Source organism: Chitinophaga sp. NPDC101104 (assembly GCF_050277495.1).
Taxonomy (GTDB): domain Bacteria; phylum Bacteroidota; class Bacteroidia; order Chitinophagales; family Chitinophagaceae; genus Chitinophaga.
Map to the genome: position 1 here is coordinate 3,785,930 of NZ_JBNNSF010000001.1, position 16,137 is coordinate 3,802,066.

11 protein-coding genes are annotated in these 16,137 nt (G+C 55.7%); 6 read left to right on the top strand and 5 right to left on the bottom strand.

Translation table 11 applies throughout. The features are described 5' to 3' along the window. Nucleotides 1-475: 475 nt before the first annotated feature. Nucleotides 476-1,303, bottom strand: a complete 828-nt coding sequence (locus tag ACQKLP_RS15300) for a LytR/AlgR family response regulator transcription factor (RefSeq protein WP_427323618.1) — start codon at nucleotides 1,301-1,303, stop codon at nucleotides 476-478. After that, entirely contained in the window at nucleotides 1,300-2,799 is a 1,500-nt protein-coding gene (locus tag ACQKLP_RS15305; protein ID WP_427323620.1) for a sensor histidine kinase, read from the bottom strand. The genes ACQKLP_RS15300 and ACQKLP_RS15305 overlap by 4 nt, the downstream gene beginning before the upstream one ends. Nucleotides 2,800-2,998: 199 nt before the next feature. Between ACQKLP_RS15305 and ACQKLP_RS15310 the strand changes: the two genes are divergently transcribed. Together ACQKLP_RS15310 and ACQKLP_RS15315 are read left to right on the top strand one after the other, a co-directional pair. Further along, nucleotides 2,999-3,898 carry an ABC transporter ATP-binding protein gene (locus tag ACQKLP_RS15310; protein ID WP_427323621.1) on the top strand — a complete coding sequence of 300 codons (900 nt, stop codon included), beginning with the start codon at nucleotides 2,999-3,001 and terminating at the stop codon, nucleotides 3,896-3,898. Next, nucleotides 3,892-7,059, top strand: coding sequence for a M1 family aminopeptidase (locus tag ACQKLP_RS15315; RefSeq protein WP_427323622.1), 3,168 nt, complete (start codon nucleotides 3,892-3,894; stop codon nucleotides 7,057-7,059). The genes ACQKLP_RS15310 and ACQKLP_RS15315 overlap by 7 nt, the downstream gene beginning before the upstream one ends. 130 nt (nucleotides 7,060-7,189) lie before the next feature. On the opposite strand, the gene ACQKLP_RS15320 is transcribed toward ACQKLP_RS15315, so the two are convergent. Next, nucleotides 7,190-7,930: a hypothetical protein gene (locus tag ACQKLP_RS15320; protein WP_427323623.1), complete on the bottom strand. Its 741-nt coding sequence runs from the start codon at nucleotides 7,928-7,930 to the stop codon at nucleotides 7,190-7,192. A 452-nt stretch (nucleotides 7,931-8,382) separates the two neighbouring features. Between ACQKLP_RS15320 and leuC the strand changes: the two genes are divergently transcribed. The 4 genes from leuC to leuB are packed head-to-tail and all read left to right on the top strand — an operon-like array spanning nucleotide 8,383 to nucleotide 13,031. Continuing rightward, nucleotides 8,383-9,789 (top strand): 3-isopropylmalate dehydratase large subunit, encoded by a 1,407-nt coding sequence (gene leuC / locus ACQKLP_RS15325; protein ID WP_427323624.1) that lies wholly within the window; start codon nucleotides 8,383-8,385, stop codon nucleotides 9,787-9,789. Between the two features lie 30 nt (nucleotides 9,790-9,819). Beyond that, nucleotides 9,820-10,416 (top strand): 3-isopropylmalate dehydratase small subunit, encoded by a 597-nt coding sequence (gene leuD, locus ACQKLP_RS15330; RefSeq protein WP_427323626.1) that lies wholly within the window; start codon nucleotides 9,820-9,822, stop codon nucleotides 10,414-10,416. Nucleotides 10,417-10,445: 29 nt separating this feature from the next. Continuing rightward, nucleotides 10,446-11,942 (top strand): alpha-isopropylmalate synthase regulatory domain-containing protein, encoded by a 1,497-nt coding sequence (locus ACQKLP_RS15335; protein WP_427323627.1) that lies wholly within the window; start codon nucleotides 10,446-10,448, stop codon nucleotides 11,940-11,942. Between the two features lie 15 nt (nucleotides 11,943-11,957). After that, on the top strand, nucleotides 11,958-13,031 hold the full coding sequence (leuB, locus tag ACQKLP_RS15340; protein WP_427323628.1) for a 3-isopropylmalate dehydrogenase: 1,074 nt from the start codon (nucleotides 11,958-11,960) through the stop codon (nucleotides 13,029-13,031). A gap of 70 nt (nucleotides 13,032-13,101) precedes the next feature. On the opposite strand, the gene ACQKLP_RS15345 is transcribed toward leuB, so the two are convergent. Both ACQKLP_RS15345 and ACQKLP_RS15350 read right to left on the bottom strand, forming a co-directional pair. After that, complete coding sequence (locus ACQKLP_RS15345; protein WP_427324365.1) at nucleotides 13,102-14,964, bottom strand: sensor histidine kinase; 1,863 nt, start codon at nucleotides 14,962-14,964, stop codon at nucleotides 13,102-13,104. Nucleotides 14,965-15,311: 347 nt separating this feature from the next. Continuing rightward, nucleotides 15,312-16,115 carry an endonuclease/exonuclease/phosphatase family protein gene (locus ACQKLP_RS15350; protein WP_427323629.1) on the bottom strand — a complete coding sequence of 268 codons (804 nt, stop codon included), beginning with the start codon at nucleotides 16,113-16,115 and terminating at the stop codon, nucleotides 15,312-15,314. Nucleotides 16,116-16,137: the final 22 nt, after the last annotated feature.

Here is a 16,137-nt window from a genome sequence, read left to right on the forward strand (position 1 = left end):
TTCAAGAAGCAGGATGAATAAGCCGATCCCTCAGGGAATTCCTGATTGATCGAAAGTTCGTCCTAAACGTAACGAAGGTACGCATCACTTGCTATGCATAGAAAAGAATGTTCCTTTCATTCTCCAAAATACTGGAAAACCGGTAGGCGCGAAAAAACGAAGTCACTGCAGCAACAGCCTCACCACATGCCGGTAACTCTTCCCCAACGGCAATTACTTCCCCAATTTCAGCTGGATCACATTCCCTTCTATCGAGTGCACGAAACGGCGATTGAGCATGAAAGTATACAGCTAAATCGGCAGCCGCGAACAATCCGACTCACTGCAGCAACAGCCTCACCACATGCCGGTAATTCTTCCCCAGTGGCAATTGCTTCCCCGATTTCAGCTGGATGATATTGCCTTCTATCGAACGCACGAAACGGCGACGAGCGTGAAAGTATACAGCTAAACCGGCAGGCACGAACAATCCGACTCACTGTAGCAACAACCTCACCACATGCCGGTAATTCTTCCCCAATGGCAATTGCTTCCCCGATTTCAGCTGGACAGTATTTCCTTCTATCGAACGCACGAAACGGCGGTTGAGGATGAAGGATTTGTGAATGCGGACGAACGTCTCCCCAGGCAGCTGCTCCTCAAAACTAGACAACGTCCTCGGCGTGAGGATGAACCTTTCCGACTCCCAGATCTTCACATAATTGCCCAGGCTTTCCAGATATTGCACCTGCTCCAGCTCCACCTGGACCCATTTCCGGTCGCTCTTCACGAACAAACGCCCCCGATCGTCGGGTTTGTATGGGTTCGCTGGTGAAACCGGCTCCCCCTCTTGCGGGAACGACCGCGCCGGCGGTGTTTCCGAGGCCGGGGAATTGCCTGTAGATGGGCCCCACTGCTCCTGCCCTTTTCCCTGCTGCGCCCGTTGCTGCTTTTCGCTTTCGCGCAGTTGGAAAATACTTTGCGCCCGGTTCACCGCTTTCAGGAAACGGTCGAACCGGAAAGGCTTCAGCAGGTAATCGCAGACTTCCAGCTCATACCCTTCCAGCGCATGTTCCTCATATGCCGACGTGATGATCACAAGCGGCCGGTGCTGCAACGTGCGCAGGAAATCCAGCCCGCTGAGCCGCGGCATCCGGATATCCAGGAAAATCAGGTCTACCGGCCGGCGGTTCAGGAACGCCAGCGCTTCCGTGGCCAGGTAACACTGCCCCACGATCTCCAGGTCCGGGATATCGCGGGCATATTGCAGGATCACGTCGTGCGCCAGGGGCTCGTCGTCTACGATGAGGCATTGCAGGCTCATGAGAAATCAATAATAAGTTCCGCGATAAATGTATGATTTTTTGTGCCGGTTTCGAGCGAATGGCGCCCGGGATATAAAAGGCCCAGCCTTCGCCGCAAATTAGTGAGCCCTATGCCCGGCGGCGCCTCCGACACGGAAACGAACGAATTCTCGCACCGGAACCGCAACTGCGCTTCGTCGCAATACAACGAAATATGCAAATGCGCCGCCTCCGCAGAAAGCTCCACGCCATGCTTGAAAGCATTCTCCACCAGCACCGCCAGCAACAACGGCGATATCTGCCTGCCCTTCGCCCGTATATCCCGCCCGAAACGGATATCCGCCCGGCGCTTCAACCGGATCTCCTCCAGCGCAATGTAATTCTCCAGGTACCGGACTTCCTCCTCCACCTCCACGGCCGCCTCCTTGCCACGGTAAATCACATACCGCATCAGCTCCGACAATTGCAGGATGCTTTCCGGCGTTTTGTCTGACTGCGTAAGGCTCAGGGCATACAGGTTATTGAGCGTATTGAAAAAGAAATGCGGGTTCAGCTGCTGCTTCAGCAAATCCAGCTCCGCCTGTGCCTTCTCTTTCTCCAATGCCGCGATCTGGCTGTTTTGCCGCCCCCACTGTATCGCCACCACCAGCGGCAGACTGATAAGCATGATCATGATCGCCGCGAACGCATTTTCCATCATGAACGGATTGGATGGGAAAACCCCGCCCAGCAAACGGTTCACCGGCAACCACAGCAACAATTGCGCGATCACCGGGTACAACAGCGCCGCCGTGGCCAGCACGCCCCCCGCATACAACACGATCCCGTAACGCTTCAGTACCCTCGCCACCAGCACCCGGCTGTTGATGTAAAAAAACAGGTACCCGCAGGCGTACATCACGCAGAACTGCAGGGCGAACGACCAAAAGCTCCACCAATGGCGGAAAAGCGCCGGCAAACTGAACTCGAGCCCGATGAGCAGAAAACCCTGCTGGTTGTACTGCGGGTCATCCATACTGGAAACCGCCATGGCCGCCAGCGTTAGCGCGATCAACACGATCGTGAACAACACCGCCCGCTCCAGGCTGATCCGCCGCCACCAGCCACCCGCCCCGCCGCTTTTACGAAAGTAGCCCTGCAATTGCACCGCCACTTCGATCACCATCGTACCCATCGCCGCCGTGGCAAAGCATCCGCCCGGAATATCAGGCACGCGCAGGTTTTCCATCCCCAACACATCCAACCACAACCAAACGATAAATACAAGCCCCCAGGCAACTACACGCCACATTAGCGCGGTATGTTCCGCCCATCGCCCGCGCAGCGCCACGTATAGCCACACCGGTAACTGGCAGGCCGCTACCAGCCCAAATATCTTTCCGTACAGCGCCCAACCGCCGCCCTCAGCCGCCAGCGTATAGGTAGCCGCTATCCAGGCGAACCATCCCGCCAGTATCCATAGCTCCAGCCCGCGCATCCCGGCCAGTACGTTTTCGTGCCTCTTTTTCGTGTTCATACGTGTTAAAAGAAATCAATCCGGGGAATCTGGACAAAATTTAATGACGAACGACCCTGTTTTCGTGATGTAAGTTCGCCGGTCCGAATATCAGGGTTTATACACCTTTCATCATGGTCCCGGAAGTGTACGGCATATCGAATTGCCGGCGAAAAATACCGGCGATAACTTGCCTTCACATCAAAAAAAACGAACCCGCATGTCTCGTCTCCACATCCACAGACTCAGCAAAAAATATGGCAGCCTAACGGTACTCAACGGGCTGTCGCTCTCCATCCCCAACGGCATGTTCGGCCTGCTGGGCCCCAATGGCGCCGGCAAATCGACCCTCATGCGCACCCTCGCCACCCTGCAGCCGCCGGACGAAGGACAAATCCTCTTCGATGGTACCGACATCCTCCGAAACCCCGATTTCCTCCGCAGCCGGCTGGGCTACCTCCCACAGGATTTCGGCGTCTATCCCCGCGTGTCCGCCCTTTCCCTTCTCCACCACCTCGCCATATTAAAAGGTATCCTGCACCCGGGCGAGCGCCGCGAACAGGTGGACGCACTCCTGCATCAAACGCATTTGTACCACGTCCGGAAACGCGCCGTGAGCAGCTTTTCCGGCGGCATGCGCCAGCGTTTCGGCATCGCACAGGCTTTGCTGGGCAACCCGCAGCTCCTGATCGCCGACGAGCCCACGGCAGGCCTCGATCCTTTGGAAAGGAACCGCTTTCACGACCTGCTCAGCGAAGTCGGCGAACAGATCGTCGTCATTCTCAGTACGCACATCGTGGAAGACGTGCACGACCTCTGCCAAGACATGGCCATTCTCGCCGCCGGCAACATCATCCTCCGCGGCAAACCTTCACAACTGACCGAATCGATCCGCGGCCGCATCTGGCGGAAATCGGTGGAACATAACGCCGTAGCGGCACACCAGTCGGCCTGGAACGTAGTTTCCGTAAGGCTTTCCGGGGGCAAAAAACAGGTATTCGTATTGTCTGACAGCGACCCCGGACAAGGTTTCGAGCCCATTGAGCCAGGCCTCGAACTGGTCTATTTCACCGCTCTCAACGGTGCCGCGCGCCCGGAAAAGGAGAAGGCCGTATGTTAACGAAACTCATCGCTTTCGAGGCCGGTTATCACTTCCGGCAATCCGCCTGGTGGCTGGCGGCCGCGGCTTTCCTGGGATTGGGCATGGTGACCGTCCGCGGGAATTTCGGCGGCGACGAAGTCCATCGCAACGCGCCTTACACCATCACGGTGGTGGTTGCTTTACTGTCGCTTTGTTCGGTGTTTGCCGCAACGGTTTTCAGTGCCGGGGCGCTGCTGCGCGATAAAACGTTTCGGATGGACGCGCTCGTTTTCTCGACGGCCATTGGGAAGGCCAGGTACTTTGGCGTGAAGTTCGGCGGCCTGTTCATCGCCGTTTTCACCTTGCTGTGCCTCGCCGCCATAGGGATCTGGCTGGGCAGCCTGACGCTGGGACCTTCCATGCGCGGGCCTTTCGTGCTGCACCATTACCTGCAACCCTTGCTGGTGTTTGGCTTGCCGAACGTCCTGTTTACCTGTGGCATCCTGTTCGCGCTGGCCATGCGCACCTGGGACCCTAAAATCGTGTATGCCGGCGGTGTGCTGCTGTACATTCTGTACCTTACGGCCTCCATCGCCGCAGGATCGCCGCTGCTGGCGGGTTCCAACGGTACCGGGCAAAGCCTGGGCGCGATTTTATCAGACCCTTACGGCCTGGCGCCCTTTTTCGGCGGAACGCGCTACTGGACGGACGCGCAAAGGAATACCGAGCTGTATCCCCTATCGGGCGCGCTGTTGGTTAACCGTGGACTGTGGGCGATGCTCACCGCGGGCCTTATGTGGATTGTGTACCGGCGATTCAAGTTGTCTGCGTCGACAGCCGTTTCGAAAGCGGAGCCTGCGCAGGAACCGGAAACGGCTATTCCGGCTACTTACGTGACCGCCTATACGCAAACATCCGGTGTAAAGTATTGGATTTCCGTATTCCGTGCAAGGCTGGGGCTGGAAGTGCGCGCCGTTTGCCTGCACGTGCCGTTCCTGCTGATGATGGGGTTATGGGCATTCTACATGTTCGTAGAGCTGGACGGATCGCTGCGGGGATTTTACGGTATACAAACCATTCCCGGTAGCGGACAGATCGCGCAACACCTGCTTTCCGTGCGGCCCGCGATCCTGCTGATCATCTTTTACGCTGCAGAACTCGTGTTTGCCGAGCGCTCCAGCCGCATAGACGGCATTATCGGCTGTACGCCGTTGCCCGCGGGGATATTGTGGGCCGGGAAAGCGGCCGCGCTGGCCGTGATGGCCGGTTCTATCGTGACGGTGAACGTGGTGACGGGGATCGTGGTGCAAATGATCCATGGCGTATTCCCGGTACGGCTGGACATTTACGCGTCGCTATACTGGTATGCCGCGCTGCCGCTGGCTTTGCATGGTGTGCTTGCCATTTTCGTGTTGACGGTGGTGAGAAGGAAGTTCGTGGGCATGATGATTTGCCTGATCGTGATATTGCCCGTGCTGTTCGGATCGCGCTTCGGGACGGAGCATCCCATGCTGCGATTTGCGCTGCCACAGCATTTCAAATGGTCGGACATGGACGGGTTCGGACGGGCAGCGCTGGCACATGGCTGGTGGATGCTGTATTGGGGGGCGCTGGCGGCGTTGATGGGCGTATTGTCCGTTCGCGCCTGGCAGCATGGCGTGAAAGGCTGGTTCCGGGGATGGAATACCGCCGGCGCAGCGGCACTCCTGGCTTCGCTAGTGGTTTTCATGGCGGCGGGGTTTTACATCCATCGACAGATGCACGCGCCTGCGGCCTGGCAAAGCGATGCGGACGCTCAAAAATGGCAGGCGGATTATGAGGCGGCCGTAGCTCCCCTCGAGCCCGCATTCCTCCCGGATATCATGTCCATCAACACCCAAATCGATCTCTTCCCGGAAACCGGCCGGTACACCGTAAAGGGCGAATACATCATCCGGAATAATACGACCGGACTGATTGATACGCTGTTAACCGGCGTGAGCCCTGAAGTGCGCTCGTGGAATATTTCCATCGACAACGCACAAAATATCGGTAAAAACGAACCACTGCATATTCAAAGATTTTTGTTGCAAAACCCGCTGCGTCCGGGCGATTCCCTGCGCGTACGTTTCCGGCTGGAGGCGGACCGTTCGGGGTTTGTGCCATTCAACCCGGAACACTCCGTGGCGCGCAATGGTAGCTACATCGAGCTGGACAAGCACCTGCCCTATTTCGGTTACAATGCCGGCTACGCCCTCTCCGACCGCCCAACCCGTGCAAAGTTCCAGCTCCCTGAAACCGTCGCAACCGTGCCTCCGGATACGCAATATCACCGCATCCGGTATACGACGATCATTTCCACGGCTGCCGGTCAAACCGCGCTGGCGCCCGGCCAGCAGACACGCCGCTGGCAAAAGGATAACCGTGCGTATTTTGAATATGCGACGGATGGCCCGGCACCGGAAGGTCTTGCCATCTGCTCCGCCCGCTATGCCGAAAAAACGCTGCAGCACCGGGGCCGCAACATCACGGTGTATTATCATCCCAGCCATTCCGTCAACGTTCCCGCCATCCTGGAAGGTATGCAGGCCGCGCTGGATTATTGCGAAACGAATTACGCCGCATATCCCGCCAAAACCCTTTCCCTCGCGGAAATCCCCGCGTATCCCGGAGCCGCCACCGCGTACCCGACGCTCCTGTTCGCGAAAGAATCCGTACTGTTTACGGCTGATTACAGCGATACGACCCAAATCAACCACGCTTTCGCCACCGCCGCGCACGAAACCGCGCACCAGTGGTGGGCAGGCCTACTTACGCCAAGGGGCGACCCGTCGTACAAATTCCTCACGGAAACCATGGCCAAACACATAGAAGGCCGCGTGCTGGAACATCGCTTCGGGAGAGACAAACATCTGCAATACCTCGCGGCCGACAGGCAATACTATCTCGGGATGCGCTCCGGCAAAGAGCTCCCGCTCGTGCGCTCTGCAGATCAAAACTGGGTGCATTATCAGAAAGGCGCCCTCGCCATGGACACCCTCACGCAGCTCATGGGCGAAGCGCGCGTGAACGCGGGCATGCGGGAACTTTTTCAACGGTACACACCGCCGAATGGACGGCCCACCGCGGAAATGTTGATGCAAATTTGGGAAAGAGATGCCTCCGGGAAGGAAAAGGAGTTGCTGGAACGGTGGTTCAGGAAAGTGGACAAACTTCCGTAACTAAAAGCGGCTTGCGATGGTTCAATTCCATACGCAAGCCGTTTCCATAAACAAAGTTCAAATGAATCAGAAAAGATCATCAAAATTTCACGTCTGATACTTCTTCTAGCATTAAAATTTAGCGAAATGCTCATTCGGGTACAATATGAAGCACCTCGGCAGGGCGCTTCTTCTTCATTTCATCCCCGATCATATCAAGTAACTTTAACTTACTGTAACTTGCTACTACTCCATAGCCTGGTGAAGGTATAAAAAAGACTCCTTCCTTCTGTTTAAACAAGTCATCTGCATTGTCGGACACTCTCTTTAATCGGGAATCCTCTAAAATGTACAACCCAGGCTTTAAACTGTCAAATTTTTCTGCCGAAGATAAAACAGCCCAATTACCGTAGTTGAAACTTCTGATCAATTTCCCATTCTTAAATACCGAAAAGTAGCCGTTTGATTCACTGACAAAACAACCCTCGAAATCTGCATGCAACTTTCCAATAATATCAGAAACTCCTGGCAACGTATTCCCAATCTCACCATTGTGGACGGAGTACCATCCCCAGTTAGCAACACCGAAAGGTCTGACAAAGGAGATCAACGTACTGGAAATTCGAAAACCAAGCTTACCCGAAATATCAAACTTATACCCCTTACAATTTGTTCCATCATTTCCAATTATGGCGTAAGACTGTCTGAATTTACCTAAAGCTCTTTGATCAACAATTCGGACAATCATCAATCTACGCACGCTATCTGTTTCCAGTGTATCAAGTTCAACCGATTTATTGATATTGATAAGTTTTAGCTCTCCGCTTTCAGTTATGCAAGCCATTAGAAAACAACTCAACAGTATAGAAACGAAACACACTCCTTTTTTCATTATTCCCAGGATGATATAGAAAAAGCACTACGAAGTGAATTTAGAATAAGTTGTGCATTTTTATCAATTTCAAGTTCTATTCTTCTATCTCTAACAGCAGATCCTGCAAATCGCCGATTAGAATAACTCCGTCACTTTCTGAAATCAACTGAAAACTTTCCCGCTTCTCATTTAGATAAGATGAACCATCCAGTATCCCAAAAATATGGGATAGTGTATCTACCTGAACCAGGCGCGCTTCCAAAATGAGATATTATATAAATCAATACTATCAATCGACAAAAACATGACAAAAAATCCGACAAGATCCGCACCCTGTTCCGCCGCAGTCCCGCCATCAATCCTCACCGCAATGTCAAATCCCCGCCACGATTAGACCATCCGCAGAAAAATTCGAGAAAATGTAAATATTTTTTAACAATTTTACAGTTACATTACATAAATCGTAAAAAATGAGCCAACAACCCGCTACATTATTTGACAAAGTATGGGATGCGCATGTAGTCCGGAAAATCGAAGACGGGCCGGATGTGTTTTTCATCGACCGGCATTTTATCCACGAAGTGACCAGCCCCGTGGCTTTCCTTGGGCTCGAAAACCGCCAGCTACAGGTGATGTTCCCCAACAAAACCTTCGCCACCGCGGACCACAACACTCCAACCATCAACCAGCACCTCCCGGTGGCCGACCCTCTGTCTGCCAACCAACTGAAGGCACTGGAAAACAACTCCGCCAAATACGGCATCTCCCACTGGGGCCTCGGTAACCCGAAAAACGGGATCGTGCACGTGGTAGGCCCCGAAAACGGGATCACCCTCCCCGGTATGACCATCGTCTGCGGAGACTCCCACACCTCCACCCACGGAGCCTTCGGCGCCATCGCTTTCGGCATCGGCACCTCCGAAGTGGAAATGGTACTCTCCTCCCAGTGTATCATGCAGCCCAAACCGAAGAAAATGCTCATCAACGTAAACGGCAAACTCGGTAAAGGCGTAACCCCTAAAGACGCTGTCCTCTATATCATTTCCCAACTCACCGCCGCAGGCGCCACCGGCTATTTCATCGAATACGCCGGCGAAGTGTTCCGCGAAATGAGCATGGAAGGAAGAATGACGGTCTGCAATATGTCTATCGAAATGGGCGCCCGCGGCGGCATGATCGCGCCGGACGAAACTACCTTCGCTTATATCAAAGGCCGCGAAAAAGCACCGCAGGGCGAAGCCTGGGACAAAGCCCTCGCTTACTGGAAAACGCTTAAAACCGACGAAGGCGCCACGTTCGACGTGGTGTACGACTTCCAGGCAGCCGACATCGAGCCGCAGATCACTTACGGCACCAATCCCGGCATGGGCATGGGCATCTCGCAACGCATCCCCACGGCGGCGAAAGCGGGCGGCAGCAAAGCCAGCTACGAGAAATCGCTCGATTACATGGGCTTCCATGAAAACGACGCCATGCTCGGCAAAAAGATCGACTATGTGTTCATCGGCTCCTGCACCAACGGCCGTATCGAAGATTTCCGCGCCTTCGCTTCCATCGTGAAAGGCCGCAAAAAAGCCGATCATGTCACCGCCTGGATCGTTCCCGGCTCCCACATCGTGGAAGCCCAGATCCGCGAAGAAGGGATTTACGACATCCTGACCGAAGCCGGCTTCCAGCTGCGCCAACCCGGATGCTCCGCCTGCCTGGCCATGAACGACGACAAGATCCCCGCGGGCAAGTACGCCGTGAGCACCAGCAACCGCAACTTCGAAGGCCGACAGGGCCCCGGAGCGCGCACCCTGCTCGCTTCCCCCCTCGTAGCCGCCGCAGCGGCCGTTACCGGCGTGGTGACCGACCCGAGAGACCTGATCGCTTAAATCCTTCCAAACCACAGAGACTACCTAAAAATGGCATACGATAAATTCACCGTTCTCACCAGCACCGCAGTACCCCTGCCCATCGAGAACGTAGACACCGACCAGATCATCCCCGCGCGCTTCCTCAAAGCCACCGAGCGCAAGGGTTTCGGCGATAACCTGTTCCGCGACTGGCGGTATAACGGAGACGATTCCCCGAAGCAGGACTTCGTCCTCAACAACCCGATCTATTCCGGCAAAATCCTCGTGGCCGGGAAGAACTTCGGCAGCGGCAGCTCCCGCGAGCACGCAGCCTGGGCTATTTACGACTACGGGTTCCGCTGCGTAGTGTCCAGCTTCTTCGCCGATATCTTCAAAAACAACTCCCTCAACATCGGCATCCTCCCCGTTCAGGTGAGCCCGGAATTCCTCGACAAGATCTTCCTCGCCATCGAGGCGGACGCCAAAGCGGAAATCACCGTAGACCTGGAAAAGCAGCTGATCACCATCGCCGCCACCGGCGAAAGCGAATCCTTCGCCATCAACAGCTACAAAAAACATAACCTCATGAACGGTTATGACGATATCGATTATTTACAGGCGATGAAGGACGAAATCCGGACGTTCGCCGACAAAAGCATATACTAGCAATGCCCGCCCAGCGATATCTTGAGATCATGGACACCACGCTTCGCGACGGCGAGCAAACGAGCGGCGTCTCTTTTTCCCCTTCGGAAAAACTGACCATCGCCCAGCTGCTGCTGACGGAAGTGAAGGCAGACCGCATCGAAGTGGCTTCGGCGCGCGTGTCTGACGGGGAAATGGCCGCCGTGAAAGCCATCACCAAATGGGCGAAGGCCAGCAAGCTGCTCGAGCGCGTGGAAGTGCTTACGTTCGTGGACGGGGACGTGTCTATCCAATGGATGCAGGAAACCGGCGCGAAAGTGATGAACCTCCTCACCAAAGGTTCCCTCAACCACCTCACGCATCAACTCAAAAAGAAACCCGAACAGCATTTCGCCGATATCGCCGAAGTGATCGCCAAAGCGAAAAAGAAAGGCCTCACCGTGAACGTGTACCTCGAAGACTGGAGCAACGGCATGCGCCATTCCCGCGATTACGTGTTCCAGTACCTCGATTTCATCGCCACCCAACCCGTCAAACGCGTGATGCTGCCCGATACGCTGGGCATCCTCACGCCCGACGAGTCGTACCAATACCTCACCGAAATCGTGGAGCGGTATCCCAAACTGCACTTCGATTTCCATGCGCATAACGATTACGACCTGGGCACCGCCAACGTCCTCGAAGGCGTGAAAGCCGGCGTGCACGGCATCCACCTCACCATCAACGGCATGGGGGAAAGAGCGGGCAACGCGCCCCTCGCCAGCGCCATCGCCGTGCTGAACGATTTCATGCCCGGCGTCAAAACCAGCGTGGCCGAAAAATCGCTCTACAGCGTGAGCAAGCTCGTGGAAACCTTTTCCGGCATCCGCGTCCCGGCCAACAAACCGGTAGTGGGCGAGAACGTTTTCACCCAAACAGCCGGCATCCATGCCGACGGCGACAAGAAAAACAAGCTGTACTTCAGCGACCTCATGCCCGAACGCTTCGGCCGCCAGCGCAAATACGCCCTGGGCAAAACGAGCGGGAAAGCCAATATCGAGAACAACCTCCAGCAGCTGGGCATCCGGCTGTCGGAGCCCGATCTGAAGAAAGTGACGCAGAAGATCATCGAGCTGGGCGACAAGAAAGAAATGGTGACACAGGCAGACCTGCCCTACATCATCTCCGACATCCTGGACAGCAACACCATCGAACAGAAGGTGCATATCGAAGATTACGTGCTCACCCACGCCAAGCACCTCAAGCCCTCCGCCACACTGCGCATCAGCGTGCATGGCGAGAGCTTTGAAGAACATGCGCAGGGCGACGGGCAGTACGATGCTTTCATGAACGCGCTGAAAAAAGTCTATAAAAAACGGAAAGAAGAACTGCCGCAGCTGACCGATTACACCGTGCGCATCCCGCCCGGCGGTAAAACGGACGCGCTCTGCGAAACCGTCATCACCTGGCAGGTTACCGGGCAGCGGGAATTCAAGACCCGCGGGCTCGACAGCGATCAGACCGTTTCCGCCATCAAGGCCACGCAAAAAATGCTGAACTTACTTTAAACCCATCACAACCGAATGGCAACAAAGCATATATTAATCGTTCCCGGAGACGGGATCGGGCAGGAAGTAACTGCCGAAGGCAAGAAAATACTGGACAGGATCGCCGCGAAATTCGGCCATACCTTCACTTACGACGACGCGCTGGTGGGCCATGCGGCCATCGAAGCCACCGGCGACCCGCTGCCGGCGGTAACCCTGGAGAAGATGCACAAGGCGGACGCCGTGCTCTTCGGCGCCGTGGGCCATCCCAAATACGATAACGACCCCTCCGCCAAAGTGCGCCCGGAACAGGGATTGCTCAAAATGCGCAAGGAGCTCGGCCTTTACGCCAACCTGCGCCCCATCAAACTGTTCGACGAGCTGCTGGAAGCCTCCAGCATCAAACCGGAAATCCTCCGCGGAGCGGATATCCTCTTTTTCCGGGAGCTGACCGGCGACATCTATTTCGGTGAAAAAGGCCGTAAAAACAATGGCGACACCGCTTTCGACATCGCCGAATACAGCCGCTTCGAAGTGGAGCGCATCGCCCGGAAAGCCTTCGAAGCCGCCCGCACCCGCCGCAAAAAACTCTGCTCCGTAGATAAGGCGAACGTGATCGAAACCTCCCGCCTCTGGCGCGAAGTGATCCAGAAAATCGCACCGGAATACCCCGACGTGGAAGTGGAACACCAGTTCGTGGACGCCACCGCCATGCTGCTCATCAAAGACCCGAAACGTTTCGACGTGGTGGTGACCGCCAACCTGTTCGGCGACATCCTGACCGACGAAGCTTCGCAGATCGCTGGGTCCATGGGCATGCTCGCCTCCGCCTCCATCGGCGACGGCACGGGCGTATACGAGCCCATCCACGGCTCCGCGCACGACATTACCGGTAAAGGCGTCGCCAACCCGCTCGCATCCATCCTTTCCGCCGCCCTCCTGCTCGACATTTCATTTGGCATGAAAGCGGAATCGGACGCGGTGATCGAAGCGGTAGACAAAGTGCTGAAAGCCGGTTTCCGCACCGGAGACATCGCCGACGCGAAAACGCCCAAAGAGAAAATCCTGGGTACCGCCGCCATGGGCGACCAGGTACTGGCGCAACTGTAATCGGATTATCCGGAAATATCGTCCCGCACAGAGGTTTCGGCTTTTGTGCGGGATTTTTTTGTTGAATGGGTTATACCGCCACCGTAGCCCCGTTCGATACATTCCGCGGCAGCGCGAAAAAGAACGTGGTGCCGATGCCGGGCTCCCTTTCGGCCCAGATGCGGCCATGCATGCGGGCGAGCATGTCCTGGCTGATGATCATGGCGATGCCGGCGCCTTTGAGCCCGTCTTTCGTGGCCATGGTTTTCTGTTCCGGGTTGAAGATCTTGTCGATTTCGGCGGCACTGAGCTCTTTGCCATAATTGGTAACGGCGGTGATGAGCTGGTCGCCGTCCACGAAAGCGCGGACTAAGATGGGCTTGCCTTTGGCGGCGTATTTGGTGGCGTTGTTGAGAATATTGCGGCAGATGAAGCCCAGCATGTTCTTTTCCGCATACACCTCCTGCCCTTGCAGGCTATCGTCCAAAACCAGCCTTACGTCTTTATCCTGCTGCGCCATCGTATAAAATTGGTTGGCCTCTTGCATGACGTCTTCGATTTTGAAGGAATCCGTACGGATTTTCCCGCCTTTCCGTTTGGCACTGATCCAGGCCAGGAGGCCTTCCATGAACCGGATACTGTCTTCCGAAGTTTTCTTGAGGCTGGCCATCATCCCTTCGATCTCTTTCGGCGTAAGGTCGTGCTCCATTTCGAACAGCTGGGAAATGGTGATGATGCTGGAGAATGGCGCACGCAGATCGTGGGCCATCACGGAAATGAGCATATTATGGAACTGGTCCCAGTCTTCGAGCTCCCGGGTGCGCTCTTCTGATTTTTCGCGCAGCTCCTGCTGGATCCGCGCTACTTTCCGGCTTTGGCTGCGGGACCGGTAAAGGAAGAACAGGAGCCCGCCGGTTACGATGGTCAATAGTACGAGGAGATAGATCGTCCGTTTCTGCGCGGTTTGCCGGGATTGCGCTTCTCGCAGCTTGCGCTCGTTCAAGACATAGTCGAAATAGGTAAACCCGGATGACTGTAATTCCGTCACCGCTTCCGTATTCTGGGCCAACTGCTGCTGTGCGTAGTGGAGGGCTTTAGCGGTATCGCCGAGCGCTTCGCATAAATGCATCATTTCGGGCAGCAGCAGGCTGGTCACGTAAAAGAACTTCTGGCGCTGGGAGATCTGCAGCCCTTCCGTAAAATGCTGCATGGCGAGGGTGCTGTCGCCCCCCATTTCCAGGATCATTTTCCCGATATCATGATGCAGGAACGCCATGAAACTGAGGTTTCCCTTCTTTTCAGCGTCTGCCAGCAAATCCCTGAAAAGGTCCAGCCCTTCCTCCCTGCCGCCTGCGTCGAACAAGCGCTTGGCTTCGATCTGCTGGCAATAATGATACATGATCTCGTCTTTCCATTTTTCAGCGTTCCGCTTGGCCAGTATGAGCATGGAATCGCGCTGGCGCTTGGTGAGCGAGGAATCGATATCGATTAGGTTGAGCAAAGCGATGGTACGGGAGCTGTCGCTCGGCGCTGCCCTCGCCACCCGTTCCGCTTCATACAGCTTGTCGACGCATTTGGCGTAATTGCCGTCGAAAATGAAATTTATGGCGATATTATTGAGCAGCAACGATACGCGGCTGCTGTCGCCCATTTTGCGATACATCCGCAGGGCGTCGTTATTGAAACGGGAAGAAAGGTAATTGTTGCGGGTCATGTAATAGACGCCGCGCCCGGTGAGCGCGCCGGCGATCCCGCGTTCGTACCCGTGGCGCTCGGCGATACCCATGGCCTGGTTGGTGTAATACAGCACACTGTCCCACTGCCGGTAATGATAATAATCGGCCAGTTCGGCCAGGGCGTCTGCGTACGCCAGGCTATCCTGGATGGTTGCAAGAGATTGCTGCAGCTGTCGGATGTGCTTGAGTTGACCGAAGCTCCTGGCGGAGCATAGCACTGTCAAGACACCACACAACCATAAAGCCCGGAAGCGTCGGTAATGCATATGAGTTCGTTTCCATCGGTGAAGGGGCCTTCGTTCATTGATTATTCGGTTTCGTCTGTCAGTAGGTAATATCCATCGTTCTGGGATATGCGTCGGGGGCCCTATTGGTTACTGTTACTGTCACTGCCGGTAAATCAAAAGGGATGCCAGAATTTCAAAACCAGCCATGGATGAGGTTTTCAACATCCAACACAACTCCTTCCCACACAAAAATAAAGATTTCGCGCATAAAAAAAACGACATCGCCGCCGGCTATGGGCGGGATGTCGTTTCCAGGTCCTGGTTTCCGTTCGGTCCGGTTATTTCACGACCCACTCGGCCACAACGGCCAGGTGGTCTGAGGGGTAAGGTTCGTTGATCACTTCGGTCCGTACGGGCGCCCATCCGCTTTTCTTCGTAGCCAGCACGAAATCGATCACCCTTTTGGGGTTGATGACGGGGATCGTGTAGCCGCAATCGGTACAGGAAGGCCGGTATTTCTCCAGCAAAGTGGCAAATGCGGGGGTAGACGGCGTGGTGTTGAAGTCGCCGGAAAGCACCAACGGCAACGCCAGCGTGTCTGCCAGGCGGTTCAGGGCCGCCACTTGCTCGTCCCGGTTGGCAGGAGTGCTAACGTCCAGGTGGGTACTGCCGATAGTGAGCTTTTTCCCGTTCCGGAAAGTGATGTCGGCCAGCGCTACCACCCGGTCTTCCGCCGCGGGGTTCGACGTTTCGGGCAGCCTGACCGTCCGCCCGTTATGCATCGGGTACTTCGAAAGAATGGCTACGCCGTATTCCCCGCCGTCGTGGTCGATGGCTTTGCCGAAATACACCTGCATACCCGTTTTCTGGGCCAGCAGGGCCGCCTGGTCGATGTTTCCGGACCGTTGGGTCCGCACGTCCACTTCCTGCAGGGCCAGCACGTCGGGCTGTTGTGCCCGCACCACGGCGGCGATGGCGTCTACGTCGATGACGCCTGGCTTGGTGGGCGGGTTGCAGTGGTGGATGTTATAAGTCATGACACGGAGCGTATCGCCCTTTGCGGCGGGCTTCGGCCCGGGGGCGGCCTGCGGGCCGTTTTGCGCGCAGGCTGCCAGGATGAATGCAGACAGTATGAATTTCATGTTATGCGGTCTTTTTAGTCAG